11 protein-coding genes and 1 pseudogene are annotated in these 25,169 nt (G+C 58.8%); 10 read left to right on the forward strand and 2 right to left on the reverse strand.

Annotated elements, in window-relative coordinates:
- The first annotated feature begins 74 nt into the window (after positions 1–74).
- Positions 75–389, forward strand: a complete 315-nt coding sequence (locus ABE485_RS22470; RefSeq protein ID WP_346517470.1) for a helix-turn-helix domain-containing protein — start codon at positions 75–77, stop codon at positions 387–389.
- Between the two features lie 620 nt (positions 390–1,009).
- Complete coding sequence (gene trfA / locus ABE485_RS22475) at positions 1,010–1,912, forward strand: plasmid replication initiator TrfA (protein ID WP_346517471.1); 903 nt, start codon at positions 1,010–1,012, stop codon at positions 1,910–1,912.
- 433 nt (positions 1,913–2,345) lie between these two features.
- Here the strand turns inward: trfA and ABE485_RS31260 are convergent.
- Positions 2,346–2,544: pseudogene (locus ABE485_RS31260) on the reverse strand (type I restriction enzyme endonuclease domain-containing protein); the annotation flags it as partial.
- Between the two features lie 366 nt (positions 2,545–2,910).
- Here ABE485_RS31260 and ABE485_RS22480 point away from each other — a divergent pair.
- The 7 genes from ABE485_RS22480 to brxL all read left to right on the forward strand — a co-directional run bounded on the left by ABE485_RS22480 (position 2,911) and on the right by brxL (position 18,416).
- Positions 2,911–3,633, forward strand: coding sequence for a hypothetical protein (locus ABE485_RS22480; RefSeq protein WP_346517472.1), 723 nt, complete (start codon positions 2,911–2,913; stop codon positions 3,631–3,633).
- Entirely contained in the window at positions 3,623–4,186 is a 564-nt protein-coding gene (locus ABE485_RS22485; RefSeq protein WP_346517473.1) for a BREX protein BrxB domain-containing protein, read from the forward strand. Before ABE485_RS22480 ends, ABE485_RS22485 begins: the two co-directional genes overlap by 11 nt.
- Before the next feature lie 31 nt (positions 4,187–4,217).
- Positions 4,218–7,679 carry a BREX system P-loop protein BrxC gene (brxC, locus tag ABE485_RS22490; protein WP_346517474.1) on the forward strand — a complete coding sequence of 1,154 codons (3,462 nt, stop codon included), beginning with the start codon at positions 4,218–4,220 and terminating at the stop codon, positions 7,677–7,679.
- Positions 7,680–7,748: 69 nt separating this feature from the next.
- Positions 7,749–11,150, forward strand: coding sequence for an Eco57I restriction-modification methylase domain-containing protein (locus ABE485_RS22495; protein WP_346517475.1), 3,402 nt, complete (start codon positions 7,749–7,751; stop codon positions 11,148–11,150).
- Entirely contained in the window at positions 11,143–14,013 is a 2,871-nt protein-coding gene (locus ABE485_RS22500) for a TrlF family AAA-like ATPase (RefSeq protein ID WP_346517476.1), read from the forward strand. Before ABE485_RS22495 ends, ABE485_RS22500 begins: the two co-directional genes overlap by 8 nt.
- A 24-nt stretch (positions 14,014–14,037) precedes the next feature.
- Complete coding sequence (gene pglZ / locus ABE485_RS22505; RefSeq protein ID WP_346517477.1) at positions 14,038–16,368, forward strand: BREX-1 system phosphatase PglZ type B; 2,331 nt, start codon at positions 14,038–14,040, stop codon at positions 16,366–16,368.
- The gene (gene brxL / locus ABE485_RS22510; RefSeq protein ID WP_346517478.1) at positions 16,368–18,416 is read left to right on the forward strand and encodes a protease Lon-related BREX system protein BrxL; all 2,049 of its coding nucleotides are present in this window, start codon (positions 16,368–16,370) and stop codon (positions 18,414–18,416) included. The genes pglZ and brxL overlap by 1 nt, the downstream gene beginning before the upstream one ends.
- A gap of 352 nt (positions 18,417–18,768) precedes the next feature.
- Here the strand turns inward: brxL and ABE485_RS22515 are convergent, their stop codons facing one another.
- Positions 18,769–22,257, reverse strand: a complete 3,489-nt coding sequence (locus tag ABE485_RS22515) for a UvrD-helicase domain-containing protein (protein WP_346517479.1) — start codon at positions 22,255–22,257, stop codon at positions 18,769–18,771.
- Positions 22,258–22,819: 562 nt separating this feature from the next.
- Between ABE485_RS22515 and ABE485_RS22520 the strand changes: the two genes are divergently transcribed.
- Positions 22,820–25,066: an NERD domain-containing protein kinase family protein gene (locus tag ABE485_RS22520; RefSeq protein WP_346517480.1), complete on the forward strand. Its 2,247-nt coding sequence runs from the start codon at positions 22,820–22,822 to the stop codon at positions 25,064–25,066.
- The last annotated feature ends 103 nt before the right edge of the window (positions 25,067–25,169 follow it).

Consider the following 25,169-nt stretch of genomic DNA (forward strand, 5'->3'; position numbering starts at 1 on the left):
CCGGCTGCGGAAGGCCCCAACCGTCTGGTACTACCCATCGTGCTTTACAAGGCACCACCAACAAGGCGCTCCGAATGACAGGGCACTACACCCCCAGCGAGATGGAAGCGGTCATTGGGAAGGTTCTCCAAACCTACCGCATTCATCGCAATATCGACCAAGTCACGCTTGCCGAGCGCGCCGGTATCAGTGCGCGCACGCTTCGCAAGCTGGAATCCGGACATGGCTCGTCATTACAGACCTTCTGTCGCGTCATGAAAGCGCTGGGCCGCGAAGGTTGGCTCGACGGCATTGCCCCCGTCCCCACCATCAATCCGTTGATGCTCACTAGACCAGGAGAGCCGAGACAACGGGCAAGCAAGCCAAGGAAGAAGACGCCTGCACTTTAACGACGCCACAGGTCAAACGACCCGTCCCTCGCGAAAATCATCTCGCTGTTTATGTCACGGGGCGCATGCTCGCGCGCAACGCGTATCTTCAAAAAATAGCAGCCCCCCATCACCCTGGGTAGGTTCGGGACGCAAAGCTCCCGGGTAGCATCTTGAACTCCCAGGGCACCGGACACAGAGACGCCACGGCAACCACCCCATGGGTAGAGGGTGGTACACCGCGACAACGCAAGCCGATACCACCACCCTCCCTGGCTGCCCATCGCGCGTGATAGCTCATGCGGGCAGCAGGCCATCATCACTGCATCAACGCCGGTCATCGAGGACGAGATACGCAACACGAAGGTCGAGGAGCCCAGCGCTCGCTTCTCAGGTTTGTATATTTTTTCTTTATATTTTTACGCTGGCCGATTTTCCAGAAATCCCTTGGAAACTTGGCCTTTCTGGCGTTGAGCGCAGCGATAAGTCCCCCTTTGAGTAGCGACAAGTCCCCCAGAATTTAGCCACAAGTCCCCACCCTGCCATCCCTGGCCACACTGCGCTGCATGTGAAAAGCCGCGTCGTTCCTATACTCGGTCCGGCCTGTCGTAAGCGTCAGGTGACTATTAGGATTCGATTGAATGAGCCGGAACTCCGTCTCTTACTCTCTGCCACTGCCATATGGGCTGGGCAGCAACACCCTCACCGCAAGGGCATTGGTCAGAAGCGCCGTCTTCAGTACCCAGCCCTATCGCGGACCGAGCGCGCGGCCCTGCTACCAACGCCCCACCCGCTTGGCATCAGCCGATGAGTTTGAAGTCTGGCAATTGTCGGGCTGGCAGCTCGACCAGGCGGACGCAGAGTTGTGGCATCAAATCGTGCGCGTGGCGGTGCTACAGAACCAAGGCACCGTGACCTCACACGCCACGGTCAATGTTTCCCATACCCAATTGATGTCTGCGACGGCACGCAACAAGGGCGGCAAGACACGTACGCTCTTGTCGAGCTCGCTGCAAAGGCTGATGGCCGCGACGTTCGAAATACAGTCTCGTCGCCAGGCCGTCCTTTTTCAGCCATTGATGGCCGTCACCGCTGCCAGTACCCAAGCCGGACGACTGGACGTCACTTTGGGAGCTGGATTGCCAGAGCTTGTTCAAGGGCGGCAATTCGTTATTCTCAGGCGTTCAGAACGCACCCCGCTTCTTAGGGAGCCCCTCGCCTGCGGGTTGCATGCGTACTTCGCTAGCCATGTCATGCCCTACCCCATCAAATCACATACCTTGAAACGGCTGCTGGGCCGCGGCTCCATGCAGGACAGTAAATGGCGGCTGGCACTCACCGCGGCACTGGTCCGGCTGCGTGAGGTAACCGGATGGTCTGTCTGCAATCTCGGCACCGACGGCAAGGTGACGGTGGTGCGCACTCAGGGAAAAGCCCCGAACGCTGCGTTCCCTGGGATGCCGATTCCAGAACGCATGGCAACCGCAAGCCTAAACGACGCCAGCATGGAGCTCGAGTGTATTCGCACGGCCATCGACATCTGAGGCCAACCAGGCGCGAGGCGCTTTGCATATACTGGCGTGAACCCATGCCAGCGAGAGTGTCATGCGCAAATCGTCCCCTGCGTCCAAAAGGCGCCAGTTGTCCCTTCAGGAGGCCATTGAGGTCGCGAAGACTGCACCTCCGATGTTTACGCCAGAGCAGTGGGCGCTCATGGGGACAATCCACGAGTCGGCATATGTGGGGCTGCCGCCGGCAACCTCTGAGCATACGCAGCCTTCTGCGCAGTCGCGACAAAGTTGATATTTCCGTAATCGCACGACATTGGCCGCGCGCGGAGAGGGCTCCTCCAGGCCACCCTGCACGTCGACTATAACGATGAACGTTTCGCCAACGCGCCACACCCTCGTCGCGCGTTTTACCGCCTCATGCGCGAAGCCGAAAGGTGACGCCGGTCTTCGACGTGAACTCGACAGGTCAGGCGACCCATTCCTTCCCAAACCTTTCAGCCAGCATCAGTACAAGCTCACCGGCAGCATCCGCCATCTCAGGTGGATATTTGCACTTGCGCAGGATGCGCTTGACCATGAGTCGCATGGCTAGCCCTTAGCATTTCGTCGGTCAGCTCGCGTACGGAAGCTTCATTGTCATCTTGGGCGTCGTAAATGCGAAATTCTCTCACTCCACACCACCTTAGCGGTTTCACATGGTAACATTGCAGAACGCTAGCGCTTTGCTAGCGTTCTGCTGGGGAAATTGATGGCCATTGGCAAATCTGAAGTTGTCAGCGTGCGAGTAGAACCACATCTAAAAGCCGCGCTGCAATCGGCAGCTGAGCGCGAGATGCGCAGTTTGGCCAACATGGTTGAAGTCATGGTGGTCGCGTACTGTCGTATGCATGGCTATCCCCTAGAAGGGGTGCCCGACGACGCGCTTCCGAACACTATGCAGCTAGGGTCAAATCGTGATTGAGGACCGTGAATCCCTTCTTTCGAAACTAGGATTCCGTTTTGGCATAAATGGACCGCATGCTGCCCGGACCATGATGCTAGAAGACCTGCGCGTGTTGCTATCTCATACGTCATCGCAAGCAACTCGCACAGACTACGCCTCAGCGATAATCGACGGCAACATTCTGGGGAAAGCCACTCGCAAAGCCCGTGAACTCGCATTGAGGCATTTGGCTGTGCTTTATGGTTTGGATACGACCAACCCTATTTTCCGCGCTCTCCGACGACTCTGGCAGTCAAATGAAGCAGCACAACCTCTTCTGGCATTTTCAGTTGCTTTGGCCCGCGACCCACTACTTCGTGGAACTCAGTCATTTATCTTGGAAAAGCCGTTGGGGTCAGTAGTTCCTCGAGAGGAGCTGGAGAATCTCATTCTCCGCGATTACCCTGACCGTTTTAGTCCTGCCTCGTTAAAATCATTCGCTCAGAATATTGCAGGCTCTTGGACGGCTGTTGGACTGTTGCATGGTCACAGACGGAAGGTAAGAAGCGCACCATCGCTTGAACCAGAGTCGATAGCGATGCTGCTGTTCTTGAGTCACCTCGAAGGTCGTACTGGCCAACGCCTTTTCTCTTCCGGCTGGATGTCCATGCTTGGCGTCCCACAGGACGAATTGGAAGCTCTAACGAATTCAGCTTCACACCGCGGCGCACTTGTATTTATGAATGCGGGTGGAGTAAAGGAAGTACGCTTCCCCGGCTACCTTACATCAGAAGAAGAGAATCTTCGCCTGGAGGTCTCCCGTGTCGTCTAAAGTCACCAAACTGGTTTCCGCATATCGACAGCACCTCACTGTGCCATGGCAATCAGGGCTGGCTGCGATTCAACGCGTCATCTTCGCCGTTTATGACAAGGCGGACGAATTACGTTTGCGTGCCAATGTTGGCGAGTTCGAGCTTGCTACTCAAGAAGCAGACAAGGAATGGTTGCTCCTGGATATCACGAACACCTTTCCGGAATGGATGGCGTCGCAGGAATACCGCGAAGCCTACTTCGAATCGCCTGACGATTTGGCTGGTTACCAATCTGGCGAGCTCACTGAATTTGCGGCTCACATCATTGCGGAGCTCAAAGCCCGCATTGAAGTGGAAGCTGGGCCCAATACCGTAATTGCGCTGTTAGGCGTAGGTACACTCTTCGGCCTAGCGCGCGTTTCTCTGTTGGTCGAAGGCATCAAAGAAGCGGTTCAAGGCAGACTGCTGGTGTTTTTTCCGGGCGAATACCATCCCGATACTCATACCTATCGATTGCTAGATGCTCGCGACGGCTGGAATTATCTGGCGGTACCACTCATTGCTCAAGCCTGAATAACGACATAAGTACAAGCTAAGGACCTGTATGCAGAACAAAGACATTTACAACAAACTGCCAAAGGAGAATAGGCTCGTCAATAACGGCGTCGCCGAGGTATCCGAGGACCACTCTTCTGCGGCGCAGGACGTTCTGCGCTACGAATTGGAAACTTTTGTCTGTGATGGTCAATACGAAAAGGGGCTTGAGACCATCCTCGACAAATTCTTGATAAACCTCGACTCTGGCACAGAGCAGCCAGGCGTCTGGATTTCCGGCTTCTACGGCAGCGGCAAGTCGCACCTGGCCAAGATGCTGCGCACCCTGTGGACCGACTACCAGTTCATTGACGGCGCCACTGCCCGCAGCCTGGCAAAGCTGCCTACCGGTATCTTTGAGAAACTGAAAGAGCTCAGCACCCAAGGGAGGCGGCACGGTGCGCTCCATGCGGCCGCAGGTAAGCTCGGCGCGGGTGCCGGTGACAAAGTGCGCCTGGCTTTACTCGGCATTATTTTTAAGTCTAAGGGACTACCCGAGCAGTACAACCAGGCTCAGTTGGTGATGTGGATGAGTCGTGAGGGCCTCCTGCCAACCGTTGAAGCCGAGATGAAGGCCGCGGGTCGTTCGCTGGCCCAAGAGCTGCCGCACATGTACGTGTCCGGCCACCTTGCCAAGGCTCTGTTGAAGGCTCGCCCGGACTTGGCCCACACCGAAGCCGACGCCCGCAGGCTGCTCAAGGAGCAGTTCCCTCAGGTCACCGACGTCACCAGCGAGCAGATGACCACCGCCATCGAAGCCGCATTGGCGGTAGATGGCAAGTTCCCCTTGACGCTGGTGGTCCTAGACGAAGTACAGCAGTACATTGGCGCCGATGCCGAAAAAGCCTTCCAGGTGCAAGAGGTGACTGAGACCCTCAGCAAGCACTTCAACGGCAAACTGCTGTTCGTGGGCACAGGGCAGTCCGCCCTGTCTGGCATGCCCAACCTTCAGCGCCTGATGGGCCGCTTTCCGGTGCAGGTGATGCTGGGCGACTGGGACGTCGAGAATGTCACCCGCCAAATCATCCTGGCCAAGAAGCCCTCGGCCCAGCCTGAGGTCGAGCACGTCTGGCGCGCCAACCTCGGCGAAATCTCGCGCCACTTGCGCGGCACCAAGCTCGAGCATGTCACCGACGACGAAGACGTGATGACGTCCGATTATCCGCTGCTGCCGGTTCGCCGGCGCTTCTGGGAGCGTGTGCTCCGGACCATCGACACCACCGGTACAGTGTCACAGCTGCGCAGCCAATTGCGCGTGGTGCATGAGGCAGTGCTGGCCACGGCCGACGCTCCCCTGGGCCATGTCGTCTCGGGCGACTTCCTGTACGACCAAATTGCCGCAAACCTGGTGTCCACGGCCCAACTGCCCAAAGAGGTCTTTGAGAACGTCCAGCGGTTCGCAGCCGGAGACCCACACGCCCAACTCAAGGGCAAGCTGCTCAAACTCATCTACCTCATCAACAAGCTGCCCGCCGATGCGGCGATGGACATCGGACTGAAGGCAACCGAAGACGTGCTAGCAGACCTGCTGGTCACAGATTTGTCGGCCGGGTCCTCGGAACTGCGCAAACAGTTACCCGCACTGCTAGACGAGTTGCAAAACAAGGACCGTCTGGTCATGGCACTAGCTGGAGGCAGCGGGACGGAGTTCCGCCTGCAGACCCGCGAATCCAGCGCCTGGTACGACGAGTTCCGCGCGCGAGAGGCCGAGTTCAAGGCCGCACCGCAGCGAGTCGAACAGAAGCGAGCCGAACTGCTCAAAGACCGCTTTGGTGACGTGTTTAAGAAGGTTCGAGTCGCCCAGGGTAAGGACAACGTCGAACGCCGTCTGACGCCAACCTACGACGACAGTCTTCCCAAGGACCACGACAAGACCCTGTACCTGTGGATTCAGGATGGCTGGCAGACGGAGGAGAAATCCGTAATCGCCGAAGCCAAGGCTAGAAGCGCCGAAGACCCCACGCTGTTCGCCTTCCTGCCCGCCCAGCACAAGACCGAGCTGGCCAACGCCATCGTGGCGCTGGAAGCGGCGCGCACTACGCTGCAGATGAAGGGCAGCCCATCCACCGAGGAGGGCCGCGATGCCCAACGCTCGATGGAAAGCCGCCAGCGCACCGCCGAGAAGGAACTGGCGGAGTTGCTGGACCAGTTAATGGCCAACGTACGCGTACTCCAGGCCGGAGGGCAGGAAGCGCAGGACGGCAACGACTTGGCCGACCGAATCAACCGCGCTGCCAAGTCCTCGGCCATCCGTCTCTACAGCCAGTTCGACGCGGCCGACCACGACCTGTGGAGCAAGGTGATTGAGGAGGCGCGCAAGGGCAATTTGGAGGCCCTGAAGTTCGTTGGCCACACGCAGGAGGCTGACAAGCACCCGGTCTGTCAGAAGCTGCTAGCCTACATTGGCCCTGGCAAGAAAGGGGCTGAGATTCGCGACAATTTCGACGCGCCTCCCTTCGGCTGGCCGCGCGACGCAATCGATGGCGCCCTTTACGCGCTGCTGGCCACCGGACACATCAAGGCAACCGATGCCGTCTCAAAGGCCCTAGACGCCAAGAGCCTTGACCGCGCCAAGCTGACTCAGACCAGCTTCCAGCGCGAGAGCGTCAACGTCACGCCGCCGCAGCTCATCAAGATTCGTTCGTTGTTCAGCGCCGTGGGTGTGCCTTGCCAGCCAAAGGAAGAGCTCGCGAAGCTGCCCGCGCTCTTGGTCAAATTACGCGACCAAGCTTCCAAGGCTGGCGGCCCGGCGCCTGGTCCTGAAGCCCCGAAGCAAAGCGCTCTCGAAGCCATCGAGCGACAGACCGGCAATGCCCAGTTGCTGGAGCTGTTCACCCGCTACGACGAGTTGCTGGGCCTGTCCAAGAGCTGGAGAAAAACCGCTGACGACATCGCCAAGCGCCTCCCCATGTGGAGCAAGTTGGGCGACCTTTTGCGCCACGCAAAAGCGCTAGGGCCCTACGCCACATTGAAAGCCGAGGTGGATGCCATTGCGGCCCAACGCAGCCTGCTGCGCGACCCTGACCCGGTACGGCCACTGTTGGACAAGACGGTGGACCTGCTGCGACAGGCGCTGAACTCGAAGCTGGATGCCTTTCAGAAAACGTTCGACCAACAGCAGGCCCAGCTTCACGCCGATGCGGACTGGAAGAAACTCAGCAACATGCAACGCGCGGACCTGAGCATCAAGCACCACCTGACCGCACCTGCTGCGTTCCAGCTAGGCACGCCCGAGCAGTTGAAGGATGCGCTGGACGACTGCGACCTGGAGCACTGGGTGTCTAAGACCCAGGCGCTGCCCAGCCGATTCGAGGCCGCGCGCCACGCCGCCGTGCAATTGCTGAAGCCCAACGTCGTCCACGTTACGCTGCCCAAACGGACACTGAACGACCAAACCGAGCTGAAAACCTGGCTGGCAGAGGTTGAGGCCTTGTTGGATGCCAAACTGAAGCAAGGGCCTGTGGCGCTCTGAACGCGGCACAAGGAGACCCGGTAGCCAGTAGCGTACCTGGATTACGTCGAGAACAAGATACAGAACACCATGTCGAGCCACAGCATCAACAACCAACCCTTGCCCAAGCCCCTGCGAAGCCAGCTCGAAGCCACCGTCAAGGCCGCCCGCGACGTGGCCGAAAAGGGTGTCCACGCCGCCCTGGCCCAGCTCGCGGTCGGCGAAGCCAAGGCCCCCGACTACCTGACTGCCGAGTTCAAAGCCCTGCGCCGCCGCCTGCGCGCGCACGGTCGGGCCTTGGGCGATAAGAAGGCGGACGACGACAGCCAACCCCTCCAGCACCTAGTCTGGGAAGTGGCCTACGAGCACTGGCATCGCATGCTGTTCGCCCGCTTCCTGGCCGAGAACGGCCTACTGCTTTGGGAGCCCGGCGCAGCAGTGTTGCTGGACGACTGTGAAGCCCTGGTGCAGGAAGCCGACCCCGCGATGAACCTGGGTGCCAAGACGAAGTGGGAACTGGCCGGCAAGCTGGCCGCCCGCATGCTGCCCCAGGTATTCAAGCCGCAGAGCCCTGTGTTCGAACTGGCCTTGGCACCCGAGCACCAGCGCGAATTGGAGCGTCTGCTGGCCGTGCTGCCGCCGGAGGTGTTCAAGTCCAGCGACAGCCTAGGCTGGGTCTACCAATTCTGGCAGGCCAAGCGCAAGGACGAGGTCAACGCCTCAGAGGTGAAAATTGGCGCCGACGAGCTGCCCGCCGTCACCCAACTCTTCACCGAACCCTACATGGTGGACTTCCTGCTCCACAACTCGCTGGGCGCGTGGTGGGTAACGCGCCACCCCGGCAAGACCTGCCCCGTGCCACTGACCTACCTGCGCACGCTGGAAGACGGCACGCCGGCCGCAGGCAAATTTGAAGGCTGGCCCAACAAGCTCGACGAGTTCAAGCTGCTCGACCCCTGCTGCGGCTCGGGCCACTTCCTGGTGGCAGCTTTCCTGCTGATGGTGCCCATGCGTATGGCGGCCGAGGGCCTGAGCGCGATGGGCGCAGTGAACGCCGTGCTCGCCGACAACCTACATGGCCTAGAGCTGGACGCCCGCTGCGTGGAAATCGCGGTCTTCGCGCTGGCCCTGGCGGCCTGGCGCTTCCCGGACGAGAATGGCGACCCGCTGGGCGTGCGCGCCGACATGCCAGCGCCGCAGGTGGCCTGCTGCGGCCTGAAGGTGGCGGCCAAGCCCGAGGGCTGGATGGCGCTTGTTCCAGATGACTTGCCGGGGGACCCGCCCAGAGCGGCCTACCTGCGGCAGGAGCTGCGCCTGCTGCACGCCAGCTTCGCCCAGGCGCCGCTGCTGGGCAGCCTGCTGGACCCGGCACGCAGCCTGAAGAACGACCTGGCCACCTCCAGCTTCGACACCCTGCGCGACCTGCTGGGGCGTGCACTGGCCACCGAGCGCCCAGCCACGCTGTGGGGGCAGGCCAGCGAGTTGCAGGACGACAGCTGGGACCTGGCAATTACCGCCAGGGGCCTCCTGGATGCGGCCCGGCTACTGGAAGGGCGCTATCACCTGGTGGTCACCAACGTGCCCTACCTGGCGCGCGGAAAGCAGCACGACACGTTGAAGGACTACTGCGAGACCCATTACCCGGAGGCCAAGAACGACCTAGCCAACGTTTTTTTGGAGCGTTGTTTGGAGTTTGCACAAGAGCCGAGCGGAACCCTAAGTACAGGCGTTGTGCAAATCGTGATGCCTCAGAATTGGTTGTTTCTGACGAGTTATCGTCGGCAGCGCCGAGAGTTGCTCGGGCATGTGTCTATCAACCTTATAGCTCTGCTTGGAACTAAAAGCTTCCAGACGCCAATGTGGGACTTCAACGTCCAACTCTTTACGGCCACAAAATCTACCCCTGTAGGTGCGACTGGTTTCTCAGGAATCGACGTCGGCGCAGGCACATCTGCTGACGAAAAGGCGCGACTGCTCCCAACCACAGAAATCCAGCTGAGGGCACAAGAGACACAACTTGCAAATCCAGATTCAGCAATTCAAGTGATGCCTGTGCAAGGCGGCCTGCTGCTACGGAATGTCGCATCCTGTTTTCAGGGTACTTCAACTGGCGATACGGAGCGATTTATACAAGTCTTTTGGGAGCTGGGAGGGAGTACGCCGGGAGTGGAGTTTTTGGAATCAACTCCATCAAGCCACAGCGCCTATGACGGCAAGTCATGGATTGTTCATTGGAAAGATGTATCCGAATTTTCTGGCGCTGCTGTACGTGGGCGGGAGGCCTGGGGCAAGAAGGGCGTCATCATTGGGCAGATGCAAGATTTGCCGGCAACTCTCTATTTGGGTGGTCGATTCCCTGACAAGGCGCCAGCCATCATTCCTTTGAATAGCTCTGACCTTCCTGCCGTATTCGCCTTCTGCACCAGCGGCGAATTCGCTACTCTGATGAGGAAGGTCAATCAAAAACTAAGTGTGAACAATGGATATGTAGGCAAAGTTCCGTTTGACCACTCCCATTGGACGGCGGTTGCCGCCGAACGCTACCCCGACGGCCTACCCAAACCGTACTCCAACGACCCCACCCAATGGTTATTCCACGGCCACCCCCAGCCTGCCATCGACCCATTGCAAGTCGCCGTCGCCCGCCTGGCCGGATACCACTGGCCGGCCGAGACCGACACGGCGATAGAACTGTCCGACGAGGCACGCACCTGGATAACCCGCTGCGACGAGCTGACCGAGCACACCGTTGACGACGGCATCGTCTGCCTGCCCTCGGTGCGCGGCGAGCCGGCCGCGCATGACCGGCTGCTCAAGCTGCTGATATCGGCGTGGGAGACCGTGCAACCCGGCAGTTGGAAGCCTGCCGTGCTCGACAAGCTGCTGGCCCTTGCCGACTGCGCCGGCAAGGGCCTGGACGTCTGGCTGCGCGACAAGTTTTTCGAACAGCACGCCAAACGCTTCCACCACCGCCCGTTCATCTGGCATGTATGGGACGGCCTGAAAGACGGCTTCGCCGCGCTGGTGAACTACCACCAGCTCAACGCGAAAAACCTTGAGCGCCTCATCCATACATACCTCGGCGACTGGATACGCCAGCAGGAGGCTGGCATGCGCGATGGCGTGGACGGCGCCCCCACCCGCCTGGCTGCCGCGCAAGACCTGAAGCGCCGCCTGGAGCTCATCCTCGAAGGCGAGTCTGACGGCAAGACCGGCTACGACATCTTCGTGCGCTGGAAGCCACTGGCCGAGCAACCCATCGGCTGGAACCCTGACCTCAACGACGGCGTGCGCCTGAACATCCGTCCATTCATGACCGCAGAGGTCCTGCGCCACAACAAGAAGCCCAAGCTCAACATCACCTGGGACAAGGACCGCGGCAAGGATGTCGAGAGCGCGCCCTGGTTCAAGGTCTTTGGCGGCGACCGAATCAATGACCACCACCTGACGTTAGCTGAGAAGAAGGCTGCCAAGGAGGCTCGCCGTGGCTGACTACGAAGGGATGCGATGGTTCAAGTGCGACTTCCAGGTTCAAACGCCAGAGGATGCTGCGCATTGGGGTGATGCTGACACTCGCTTGCCAGAACCGCGACGGCCCATGGTTCTGCCGGCACCTGATGCCGATGGCGTCGTAGGCCCCGCCAAGGCTAATGAAGGCCGCCTCCAGGAGCTTTCACGAATCTACCTACGTCGGTGCCACGAACTGGGGCTTGAGCTGATTGGCGTCACAGACCACAACTTCTCACAGAAGACAGACCCTCGGGACTGGTTCCTGACGCATCTGGTCGAGCAGAACAAGTCCGTCGCCAGAGAGTTGGGCTGCCAGCCGCTGCAAATCCTTCCCGGGTTTGAGGTGGACATTGGCTATCACGTGCTGTGCTTGTTCGAGCCAGCCAAGAAAGCTAGCCATGTTTGGCGAGTGAATCGCCTGCTGTGCAAACTGGGCCTCGATGAGAACGAGCGCTTCCGGCAAGGGCGTCCGATGCCACTGCGGCGGAACAACGCGACCGTCAGCTTGAAGGAACTGCTTGAGCTCGTTCAAGACCAGCACAATGGCATCGTCATCGCGGCCCACTCTGACCAAAACGATGGCCTGCTGAACGACCCTCGCCATATCGAGGACTACAAAAACAAGAAACTGTTGGCTCTGGAAGTCACGGCCAACCCGCCAGTTCAAAGAATTTTGGACGTTGTAGAGGGGCGCGACCGGGCCTGGGCAAGGCCAGACTGCCATCCGGCCTATGTCATGTCGTCGGATGCCAAGTCGCTCAAGACGGATGCACAGGGGCAACCCCTGGCCAACTCGCTCGGCTACCGGCACACCTGGCTCAAGATGTCCAGGCCCTCCATTGAGGCGCTGCGTCAGTCGTTCTTGGACCCGCTGTCCCGCATCCAGCTGCAGGGCGCTCGCCCAAGCGACGCGTTGGTGCATCCCCGCATCACCAAGGTTTCTGTTCGAGGCGCAAAGTTCCTGGAAGACCAGGAGGTGCACTTCTCGGAGGGCTTCAACTGCGTCATCGGTGGACGTGGCAGCGGCAAGTCGTCATTGCTGGAGTACGTGCGGTTTGCCATTGGGTACGAGGAGCCCGCGGTCAAAGGCGAGGATGGGGACCCTGCGCTGCAGCGCAAGCGCAACTTGCTGAAGGATTCGCTGACTACGGAAGCCGAACTGCGGGTCACTTTCGAGGTGGGGAACGGCGTCTCAGATACTTTGGTCTATGCGCCAGGGAAGCCTTCTGGCCAACAGCGTTGGCTGGATGGTCGCGAAGTGGCGGACCTGAATACGGTGCTCCGCCAGCTTCAACTGCAGTTCTTCAGCCAGGGCGAACTGAGCCGCATGACCAACGGCGAGCAGGGGCAGGCGCAGGTCTTGGCTCTGATTGACACAGCGGCCGGAGCCCAGTTGCTGGAACTGAAGACCGCCGAGCGGGACCTCAAAGCGGGGCTCAAGTCGCTCTTCCAGAGCACTCGTGACGCAGCGCGGCTACAGGCCGAGGCGGCCGAAGCACAACAAGAGGCCGTCGAACTGGAACGGCAACTGAAGGCGCGTGAGGCCGTACAAGAAGACTCCCAGCGGAATCAGCTGGCGCAGGAGGCCCGTCGTCATCTAAACCGCATGAAGTTGGCGGATGAGCCAATCACTCAGGCGGTCGACCTGCTGCTTCAGCGCCTCGGCATACCGATGGACGCACTCGCTCCCAATGCGGACCGCTGGCCCAACGCGGACTGGTTCAAGTCGGCAACAACTCGCATGGACCAGGCGCGAGCCGACTTGGCCACGGCCATCACTAATGCCATGGAGGCCTATCACCAGGTGTCGGCGGCCTGTGTCGGGGAAGATGCCACACGCTTAACCGAAGAAGCCATCGGCGCCGTGCAGGAGGGGTTTCGAGCCGCGTGCGTGGCGAGCGGCATTCATGAAGACGACATCGCGCGAATGCAGAACCTAGAGGAAACGCGCCAGGAGAAGCTGAAGCTGGTCGAGGAACGGCAGAAGCGCCTGGAGGAAGTGCAAACCGAAGCAGACAAGTTCCCGCTGGTGCTAAGCGAACTGCATGCGGTCTGGCGCTCGCAATTCGACGTCCGACGGGAGACGGCACAGGCTATCCAGGCTGCTGTTGCCTCACAAACAGTCCGGCTGACCACCACGCTGATGGCCGACGAAGCATCTTTCAGGTCTGCATGGGCTCGATTGGCTCCCGCAGACAAGCGCGGAAAGCTTGCCAGACGATGGGATGACTTCGGCGAAGAACTTCTCCAAGCATGGAGGCAACGAGGCGATGCGTCCGTCTGGGAAACGCTGGAAACCGCCAGAGCTGACACGTCGTTGTTGGAGACAGTGTTGCTGGAGGGACTTCACCAGCCGCTGTTCTCTCACCTCGACAGCGAAAACGTCCGTCCCTTGTGGGAAGACGTGCGCATCTCGAGAGTGAGCGACGGCATCGATGTCGAACTCTTGCGGGAAGACCGAAGCGTCGCTGGCTCGATGAGAGGCACGCTTTCAGAGGGACAGCGAAACACCGTCCTCCTGAACCTGATGCTCGCGAGAGGGGAAGGTCCCATCGTGATTGACCAGCCTGAGGACGAACTGGACTCGAGTTTCATCTACCGGACGTTGGTTCGTGACTTGCGGGCGGCAAAAAGCAAACGGCAATTGATAGTCGCAACGCACAACGCGAACCTGCCAGTCAATGCAGACGCCGAGCAAATCTACGCCCTAGAGGCACGCGACGGCCGCGGCAAGCCCCGCGCTCAAGGAGGCCTCGACCGCAAAGGCGTCGCCGAGGCAGTGCTGGATATCATGGAAGGCTCTGAACAGGCCTTCAAGCAACGCAGCGAGAAATACCACTTCTGACGAGAAGACCAAGGAAGCATAAGGATGACCATGAATGTCTTGTCTCGCGTGGCCGAGTTGCTCGGCAAGGCCGCCGCCGGCAACTCCCACGCGGCTGCCCCGACTGCCGCAGTGCTCTGGCCGGACAAGGACCGCCAATGGGAGCCGGCTATGAGCCTTGTACGGCAGACGATGACCAATGTGCTCACTCTGGGCGAGTTCAACGTCACGAGCCGCACTGGTCCTGCCATATGGTTGAAGTGCGCCATGGCCGGGCTCGTACCTGAGGTGCCCCTGAGTGGCGTGCCGGTCCTCTATCTTCCTGGCGTCAGCCGGGCAGAGCTGCGCGCCATTGAAAGCTGCCCAAGAGACCTACAGCCGCTAGCCGAGCTGCAGTACCGCGGCGTGTTCTGGAGTCAAGCCAACGCGAAGGACTGGACGGTCAGCGCTTTCCTCGCATCAAAGAACGGCGGCCTCGGTCTAGACGTAGCGCAGGACAAGGCGACGCTGGAAGCGCTAGGCCAGGCTCTGCGGGCAGGCGTGCTACTCGAACGGCCGCTGGTCGAGCTTCAAGGGCGTGCCATCAACGCGGAATGGCTGCTGAGCTTGCTGGCACCGAATCCCACCCGAGACCTGCTGCAGTGGATGAACGCGCCCGACGAAACACGCCAGCAATGGGGCGACGTGCTATGGGATGTGTTCAAGAAGCGCTGCAAATCCGACTTCAGCTTCGACCCAGTGGCCGACGGCGTTCTGATGGCTGCCGAGCGCCTGGCCAGAGGAGAAGGCAAGTGGGCCGCGGTTGCGATGCTGTACCGGGACTCGTTCGCCAGCCTCCCAAACATCTATCCGTTGGTGGCCAAGGTCCAGCCGCCGCAACTGGGGCTCTTCCCGGACGAGAAGCAACTGGCCGGCTACCCGCAGGTCAACGAGGAAAGCGAAAACACCCTGCGCTATGCCTTGGCAGCCTGCGCGACCATGGATGCGGCGCAGGCGCGCTCAGCGGTTGCCGAAGCAGAGAAGGAGCATGGGTCCCGCCGCGGCTGGCTGTGGGCTCGCATGGGGCGGGCGCCGCTCGCAGCCGCGCTGGAGCATCTGGCAGAAGTTGCCCAGAGAAGTGCAACTCTACCCATCGGACAGACACCAGCAGAACTGGCAGCCAGCTACCAGCAGTCAGGGTGGCAAGTCGACCTGGCAGCACTGAAAGCTCTAGGCTGCGTCCAGGCCAAGAGCGATGCGGAACCCGTTGGGGCGGCCTTGCGTGCGATGTACCTCCCCTGGTTAGAGGAATCTGCCAAGAGGTTGCAAGAGGCGGTCAAGGGCGCGGGTGGCTTGCAGGTACTGCCAGCTCAGGACGACGGAACGCTCGCGGAGGGGACCTGCACGGTTTTTGTCGACGGCCTGCGGTATGACGTCGCCCGACTGCTGGAGCAGCGCCTTGCGTCGCTGGGCACAACAAGCCTCAAAGCCAATTGGACGAGTATGCCCTCGGTCACGGCATCTGGAAAGGCGTGGTGCTCGCCCGTGGCCAGCTTCATTGCCGGCACAACTGACGATGTTGACTTCGTACCCAGGGTGGCCGCCGATGGCAAGCCGCTCTCGGGCCACAACTTCCGTAAGCTGCTGGCCGAGAAAGGTGTGGCACCTCTGGAGAAGCACGAAACAGGTGACCCGCAAGGTCGCGCCTGGACCGAGGCTGGTGACCTGGACCACTATGGGCACGAGCACGGTGTCCGCCTAGCGCGAGATATGACGACCCAGCTAGACCAGGTCTTTGAGCGAATCACTGAACTGGCCGACGCCGGCTGGAAGCGCATCCGCGTTGTGACCGACCACGGTTGGCTATTGGTGCCTGGTGGGCTGCCGAAGTCCGAGCTGGCCAAACACCAGGCCGAGACGCGGTGGGGACGCTGCGCCGTCCTAAAGGACAGCGCCCATGGCACACCACTGACATTCGGGTGGGACTGGTGCAAAGACGTGCAGGTAGCGTACGCGCCCGGGGTGACCAACTTCATGGCGGGCGCAGACTACGCGCACGGCGGCATCAGCCTGCAGGAGTGCCTGGTCCCCGTCCTGCAACTGGAGTGCGCCGGCACGGCTGCAGCAGGAGCTGCCGTGAAGATTCAGTCGGTCACGTGGAAGGGCCTGCGCTGCTCGGTGGTGGTGGCCGGCGCCTCCGCGGCGCAGCGGGTGGACATTCGAACCAAAGCGGCACTGGCCTCCAGTTCGCTGGCAGTGAGCAAGCCGTTGGAAGGCGGTAAGGCTAGCCTGGCGGTGGAGGATGATGAGCAGATAGGCGCGGCAGCCGTGGTAGTGGTGCTTGGAGCTGACGGCGAGGTCTTGCAGAAGCAAGCAACCACGGTAGGAGAAAAGTGATGATGCAACTCGATGAACTGGACCGCAAGGCCACGGCCACTTACGAGGGCTACGTGGTGCGCAAGGACCTGGTCCGCACCTTCAGCCGCCAGTTCCCGGTGCCGACCTACGTGGTCGAGTTCCTGCTTGGCCGCTATTGCGCCACGACGGACGAGACCGAAATCCAGGAAGGCCTGGACATCGTGCAGCGGCAGTTGGGCTCGCGCACGGTCAAGGCGGGCGAGGAGGAGCTGTTCAAAGCACGCGCGCGTGAATCCGGCTCCGTGAAAATCATCGACATCATCACGGCTCGGCTCGACTCCAAGACCGACTCCTACGTAGCTACCTTGCCCAGCCTGCGGTTGAACGACGTTCGGCTGACGCCGGAGATGGTCAAGGACAACGAGCGCATGCTAACCGGCGGCTTTTACGCCGAGGTCACGCTGGGTTATGACGCATCCATTGCCCAGGAAAAGGGCGGGCGCCCCTTCGGCGTTGATGGGCTGCGAGCTATCCAGCTGTCGAAGCGCGAGGTTCTGGACGTCTTGGCCAAGGGCCGAGAGCAGTTCACAACCACGGAGTGGCGGGACCTGCTGCTGCGCAGCGTCGGGTTCGAGCCGGAGACCTTGTCCGAACGGGCCAAGGATGCGCTGCTGCTGCGCATGGTTCCCTTCGTTGAACGTAACTACAACCTGGTTGAACTGGGTCCGCGCGGCACCGGCAAGTCTCACCTCTTCCAGCAGGTGTCTCCGTATGCACACCTCATCTCCGGCGGAAAAGCTACGGTGGCGCGCATGTTCGTTAACAACGCCAGTGGTCAGCGTGGTCTTGTATGCCAGTACGATGTGGTCTGCTTCGACGAGGTGTCCGGCGTGTCCTTTGACCAGAAGGATGGCGTAAACATCATGAAGGGCTACATGGAGAGCGGTGAGTTCTCACGTGGCAAGGAGAGCATCCGCGCCGACGGTTCCATCGTGCTGGTAGGCAACTTTGATGTCGACGTCGAACATCAGCAGCGTATCGGCCATCTTTTCGGGCCTCTTCCTGCGGAAATGCGGGACGACACTGCGTTCATGGACCGCATCCACTGCTTCCTGCCCGGCTGGGACGTCCCCAAGCTCAACCCGGCGCTGTTCACTGCTCACTTCGGTTTAGTGAGCGACTTCCTTTCGGAATGCTTCACTCAACTGCGTAACCAAAGCCGAGTCTCTACGCTTCAAAACAGGGTCTACTGGGGCGGCGCTCTCTCGGGCCGAGACCTTAACGGCGTCAATAAGACTGTCAGCGGCCTCCTTAAATTGCTATATCCGAATGCAGAGACCTCGGTTAGCGACGAAGACTTGGAGTGGGCGGTGCGTTTGGCTCTGGAGGTGCGACGCCGAGTCAAGGAACAACAGAAGCGAATCGGGGCAGCCGAGTTCCGCAATACCCACTTTAGCTACACCATCGGAACCGAAGGTGTAGAGAAGTTTGTAAGCACCCCAGAGCTTCAGAGCCAAGGAGGAATTGGCGATGAACCGCTCGAATGTGGGCAAATTTGGACTCTAAGCCCAGGCGGGCAGGATGAGCATCCGGGACTTTTCCGCCTAGAGGTTAATGAAGGGCGTGGCAGCGGCGTGAAAGTTCTCAACAACCCTATACCAGCCCCATTCAAAGAGTCGATTCGTTATGCGGAGCAGAATTTGTATGCTCGCTCACAACAATTGGTGGGGGATAGAGACCCACGGTCGCACGAATTTTCCGTGCAATTGCGTGGTTTCGATGCCGCAAAATCTGGCGCTAAGACTGGCGTGGCTGCGCTCATCGCCTTGTCTAGCGCGTTACTGAAAAAATCAGTGCGCGGCGGCCTCGTTGTAGTTGGGGAAGTGACGCTAGGCGGCACCATAGAACCTATCCATAACGCAGTGACATTGGCCGAAATCGCTGTTGAAAAAGGGGCCAAATCTTTATTACTTCCGGTGTCCTGCCGACGACAGCTGTTCGACCTATCTGATGAGATGGCAACGAAGCTAGATATCGAGTTTTATCAGGACGGGCGCGATGCGTTGTTGAAGGCGATAGCAGATTGACTGCGCCTCCGTGGCTGGCCCTAGGATGAAGGAACCTCTACCAGCTCGCGGTAAAAAAGAGGTAACGGCATCCATGGGCCATTTTCCCAGTTTCAGCTCTAGGACATGAGCCCCGGGACTTCCTACCCTGATGGTCGAGCTCTGGGCACCTCAGCGCGCTGCCAGCGCGTAAAGTGGCATGGCACCACCACGCAAGGCAAATCACCACGACCTTGCTGGCAGCCCACCAGAGTCTAAACGGCGTCAAGCAGTGACAGACCGCAACACCATACTGCCATGCAGTGATAGGCGAGTACCCGAACATATCCACCTGCCACGAACAAGGTTCGAGGGATGCTGAAAGGGTAATGAGTTATAGAAGAAGCTCGTTATAACAAGTCAGCCCTCTCCCCTTGAGCTGATTTAAAAACTGAATGCGTAGGTCTGGGTCCGACGCCAACTGCTTCCGAATACCGGATAAGAAGGCGTCCCGCTGAAGGCGCAGGCTATCGAACTTAGCCTGAATCGCCATGTCTACCTCAGGGTCCGAATGAGGAGTTTTACGGTCGAACAAAGGTAGTTTATGGTCTTCAACCTTAGCATCTTCGTCCTCATCTCGACTGACCAGTGCCTCCACCTCCTCGTAGGCTGTTCGGAAATGAGCATCTTGGAGCTTTATGGCAAGTTCAAGTTCAGACTTGGCCCTGGCTAGAGTTCCTTCGAGTAATAGCCTTTCCGAATAGAGACTGAGCTCGAGTTTCGAAGTCGCCTCCTGCAACGCTCTCGCTCGACCAACCGATTCGTTTACAGCCTCCACTCCGTCGCCCACTGCTCGCAATGCTCCATTGATTTTCTGGAGGATGCCGGGCGAAGATGTCTGCTGTCCAGCCCGCTGCGCGCGCGTACCACCAGGCTTGTCAAAACTGAGCGACGGCGTCCTAGCTAATATGCCCTCTCGCCCCTCACCGACAGTTTTGGCCTTGAGCGGGCCGAGTGTATTCGCTTGACCAACAGAGCTTGTAGCAGTCGCTTTCTGCTTCGCCAACCGGTCTTGCAGCAAAGATAAAACCGTACCGATATCGTTCAAGGGAGGACGGGGAGTCTGCGCAAGGCCGATAGCGGAAAGCCTCATCTTTGGCTGACTCAATGGCGCGACTTGCGCTCCCGCAGCCTCCCCAGCTCCATTCGGCTTGTATTTGCACGACGGAAAGTTGGAGCATGATAGGAAGTTACCGTGACGGCCCGACCTCGTCACGAATACACCTTGTTTGCATGCGGGGCAATTGCGCTCCTCAATCACCTCGTCGCGCACATTAGTAACCGCAACGGCTCCATCTGCTCTCAACTCTTCGAGAAAGGTCGACCGTTTACCTCGAACCGTAAACATAGCCACGCCGCGCCGCGCCCGCGTCAAGGCAACGTAGAACAAGCGGCGCTCTTCGCCTAGAGGATAGGAGTCGCCTGCGGGCATTGCCAACGCAAGTACGGGGTCATCCGCACGCGTGCTCGGAAAACTTCTCCCGCGCATTACGCTGAGCATTTCTGGAAGTATGACGTAGTCCGCTTCGCTACCCTTTGACCGATGAATCGTGTGAAACGACACGTCTAACCACTTCAAGAAGGGTGCCGAACGAGCAGGCACATACTGCTTTTCCGCCCTGTAGCGGCCCAAAATATAGACTGACACCTTTCCGTCTCGGCCAGGCGGAACCACCCCATCTTGAACGGCCCGACCTAGGTTACTGAGGAACTCGTGAACGGCATCCATCAGCTCATTCTTATCATCGACCTGAATCGCCTGGAGGACGGGGCCCGATGCCGGAGTCTTCGAAGTCACCCTTTTGCGAAGCTGAGCTGGGTTTTTCGATACGAAGTGACTGGACACATCACACAGCGCTTGCGGACAGCGAAACGTCTGCTCGAGCTTAAGAATTTTTCCATCTCTAAACCATTCACGAAATCCGGTCACAACCGAAACGTCGGCGCCCGCAAATCTGTTGATAGACTGCCAGTCATCGCCGACGGCAAAGAGGAATCGACCTGGCCGCTTCACCAACGCGCGGCACAGCCTCGCCCGTGCACGCGAAGCATCCTGGAACTCGTCCGCCATCACCACCTCGTATGGTGCGACATACCGGTCGTTCTCCAAGTACGCAGCAGCAAGATTCAGCATATCCTCGAAGTCGATTCCACCCTCTGCACGCAGTGCGGCATCCCACCCCTTGATAACAGGTTCGATGATGTCCAAGAACATCTGATGCCGGAATTTGAAGCAATCCTTGGGCATCGAATCAAGAAGTGCACGCAATGCCTCCATCGTCATCGAATTGCTCTTGACATGAGAAATGAACGTGCGCACTAGACCTATCAGGTCGGAAGGCGTCATCGGCGCCTTCCCACCCAGCGGAATTTTCCGGTCAGGGTTAGGGTCGAGTGCAATCCCTCGGCTCGTGAGTTCGTGCTCCAAGTGTGTGAAGGCTGCACCGACGCGGATGTGGTGCGACGTAGTTTCAACTAGCGAAGTCCCGCGCTCACTGTGTAGCCGTCGCTTCCACTCAACCCCGGAAACATAATCAGCGAAGTGGGGAGGCGCATTGCCCTGCTCGTCGAGGGCAAAATGCTCGTGGTAAAGGTCTATCCCTGGATAGTAGAAATCAGGCCGGTATTGCCGGTGCTCTGAATCCGCGGTCTTGAACTTGTATTGGCTCTCGTACTGGTACTCTACTCCGTTATAGAACAGCCAATTCGCTATAGTCGCCTCTTCTTGGCTGCGCACTCGTTTGCCATCGACAGTCAACGTCCGGCCGGCCCCCTCAGCATCCCATACGTCGGCGGAGCTACCACTTCCGAACTTTGGCAGGTCTCTCCCAAAAACAAACCGAAAGAGGTCCCATTTGGTCCGAAAACATGGGTCGCTGTCCTTGAGCTGGTCGACAATCTCGGTGAGTTTCTGGCATCCCGCGATGGCGTCGGTTGCCCAATCGGGAACATCTGGCTTTTCTCCTGTAGCCTTGCCGATGATGTTTAGACCTAACGAGTGGAACGTAGCAGTTTCGACCGAAACACCTTGCATACCTAGGCGCTCAAACGACCGGTGAGCCCGCTCTGCGAGCTCTTCCGCTGCCGACTTATTGAATGCAAGCATGACAATTTGGCTCGGTAGCACAAAGCCACGGTGCACAGCATAAGCGGCCTTCGCCACCATTGTTGACGTCTTCCCGGACCCAGCAGACGCCACGGTTTGCACGCGATTGTCAAAGCAGATTACGGCTCTTGCTTGCTCTTCCGTCAGAGGTTTGCTTTCAACGGTGTCGAATAGGCTTTTGCAGTGCTCCAGCTCGGATATCGTATGCTGCTCATTGAATGCGCTCCAAGCAGCTCGATGGTCCTCCGCCCAATGTGCCAGCGTTGCAGACACTGACTGAACGACATGCCCCAACCGAGCCTGCACCTCGTGTTTCTTCAAGCGTTGGTTGATGGCTTGCAAGTCTACGGCTGGACGAACTCTTTCAAGTTCACGCTGCGTCTCGGAGGTGAACCAGCGCCGCGCTTCGCGGGCGGTGTTTTCTCGTGCCGATTTGTCGCGCAGCCAAGCTTCCATCTCAGCCTGGGCCTGCTGGAGAAAGGCAACGTCTTCGCGTAAGCGCTTTTGCACCAACGCCGCATCGCGCGCTGCGTTTAACGTTTCCATCTCACCATTGGGGAGACCGTCGACCCTCAGCTCGCTAGGACGCCCTGGGTGCAGAGTAAAGTCCGACCAGAAATATCCGCGAGTAAAGCGGTAGGCCGTTTCTTCTTCTATGTTGACCCGGTAAATTTGACCAGTGATGGTCAGTTGAAACTGTGCATCTTGGATGCGCAACACCCAATCCGGTGACCCAGTGAGATACCGCCCCCAAAGACTGGGGCTCCACTCGTTAACCATTCCACGGCCCTTCGATATGTAATGAAACGTCGTTGGCGCGTGTCACCGCAACAACCAGCATAAATAGTAACTCACTGTAATACGGGCAGAAGACGGCCTGAAGACCGTGTGCATCCGGACTTTCTCTGCGGAAACGATATCTGCATAGCGTCGAGAATTTTTGGTCGAAAGCGAACTTGCACAAATGCCTCAGTCAAATGACGATTTCAGCAATCTGAGTAGAAAAACACGCCATAGCGCGCCACTAACAATGTTTCATATGGCAACATATAGGAATACTAGCGGCTTGCTAGTGTCCTGCTGAGATAAATGTAAGAGCCAATCGAATATCTGAAATTGTCAGGATTCGAGTTGAGCCGCGTTGCAGTGCGGCGCAACGCAACGGCATCTGACCGCGAGATATGCCGTCTGGCCCACGTGGTTGACCTCCGCTTGACACTGGCAGACAGACAAGCACCGCGCCCGAAGTCGTTTGACCGGCGCAAAGGAGAGCAACTCAGTGGAAATTCGCCTCATTGAGAAGGCCGGGGTACCAGCGTCGGAAATTGACGCTCTTCAGCGCATTCAGAAGGTATTCGACGCCTCGAAGTTCACTAAAGAGTGGCGTGGCTATGCTTCCTTCAAACTACCGCGTGGTGGTCCCGGTGCCGGAGACGACGACTTTGACCTCGTACTCGTCACGAATACGCATATCATCGTCCTAGAGTTGAAGAACTGGCGCGGCAACAAACTCAAGGCGCGAGGAGGAAATTGGTATGTTGACGGCCAACCCCGCGGCCGCTCTCCTGTTCCACTGGTCAACCTGAAAGCGAAGCGCCTCGGTACGACGTTGGAGACCCGCGTTGGAGCAGCCAAAAGACCTTGGGTGTTGTCTTTTGTAGTACTAACCGGGAGCATCAAAGAGCTCGACTTCTCAGAGGAACCGGGAGAAGCCAAGTCGACTCTCTCATTGGAAGCATTATTGGCTTGGTCGCAAGAGGCAAAGTATCGACAATGCATAAGTCAGCCATCCCGCATCAATCCTCTCGGGTTCTTGACTGCATACGACCTGTTCTTTGAAGGACAGAAGGGTCGGCCGGCTGGCTTCAATATCCATGGCTATCGCCCTGAAGCGCAAGCGCTTTGGGAACATCCGAAGAAGCTCTATGCAGAATTCCGAGCTAAAGAGACGCAGGACCCCGACAAGCTTGCCTTGCTTCGTCAATGGGATTTTGGTGCGTTGGGCAGCGAGCTCATAGGTGAGGGTGAGCGTGGATTCATCGGCCTCCGTGAGCAGCGCGTCTTCGAGCACGTAGAACCCCGGAACGAAGAACTTTCACGTAGCCTGCTACGGCCTATAGCTCGAATGGCAGAGGCCGACGTCACACGTGACTTTGCTGAACTCTATGCACTGCCACCCAAGGTGACGCGGCTCAGCGAATTTGTTAACTCCGGCTTACCCAAACTCACCTCGCCGGAACGTATCGTTCTGGTCAAAGCGATGCTGCAGCGGTTCGCTGATTTGCATGACCTAAACGTCGCTCATCGCGATATTGGTGCTCATTGTCTGTGGGTCGAACGCCCGGCCAAGGTGGTTATCTCCGGCTTCCCTGCGGCTTATTATCCCACTATGACTACCATGGGCGCGTTCCGAGAACGCGTGCAAGTGGAGCGCTCTAATCTGCCGGAGGACGCCAATCAGTTAGAAGCGGCGACTCCCTTCAGACGCGACATCTATATGCTCGGCGTACTGGCACATTTGATATTGCATGGCGAACGCCCTGCCCGCATAGACGGACACTATGTGTGGGAATCGCGGGCATCGGATGCGTTCGACGGAGCGCTAGACACAGTACTGAAAAAGGCGCTTTCCCGCGAACCGAAGGACCGCTTCGAAACAGCGCGCGAAATGCTAGAAGCCCTGAACGAGGCTTCCAAAGGCGACAACGAACAGGTCATCGACCTTGCTGCGTTTGACGTCTATCGCGCCAAAAGTCGAGTGCGCGACTATCCTGAGGAAGGAGAGCCGCTCATTGACGACGATGACTTACTTGCCTTTCGCAGCACATTCGAAGGTGAACCGGTTCTGGTCAAAGAATGGCATGGCGTCGAACCCGACCTGAAACACCCAGACCAAGCCATTCGCCTACTATCATTCTTAGAACGGGCTCGCAACCTGCGGGCCGCAGCGCTGCCGGGCGTTGCTACAGTTCTTGATAGCGGATTGAGCAGACGCAGTCTGCTGGTGGTGCAACGCTGGGTGGAAGGAGAGACGCTGACGGAATGGTTGACTCAACCTCAGGAACGGGAAGCTAGACTGAGAATCGCGCGCGAGCTGACTAGCACCCTGGCTCAGATGCATGAGTTCGAATGGCCACACGGGGACATAAAGCCCGACAACATCATCATCACGCCTGATGGCCAACCTGTCTACGTCGATATGTTGGATTTCAGAAGGACCTCTGGCGACGCCTACTCCACCGCATACCTGCCCCCAGACTATAAGACGCTTTCTCCCCTGGGTAGAGACCGGTACTCCCTGGCAACAGTGCTGAACGAACTGCTGATACAAGGACAAGAGCAAGGTAGTTTGTTGGGACTCGAGCGGGTACAGGAGGAAATTCAGCAACTACTCACACAACGTCAAGTCTCGGCGCTTGAGCCGCTGCAGAGTGCTTTGGACGGCAAGGGGCAATCAACAGAGCTTCCTGACGTAGAACCCTATCGTGTCACCATTCGAGGATTACGGAATACCGGAGTGAGCTAGCCCGGGTTTTCCGGACACCCGAAGAAGTAGACAATACTTGAAGGAGGTGTCCCATGGATAAATCCAAACCCGAAGCCAAGCCGAGCGATGTCAAGCGCCAGTA

The sequence above is a fragment of the Achromobacter spanius genome (genome assembly GCF_039673305.1).
Classification (GTDB): Bacteria; Pseudomonadota; Gammaproteobacteria; order Burkholderiales; family Burkholderiaceae_B; genus Achromobacter; species Achromobacter spanius_F.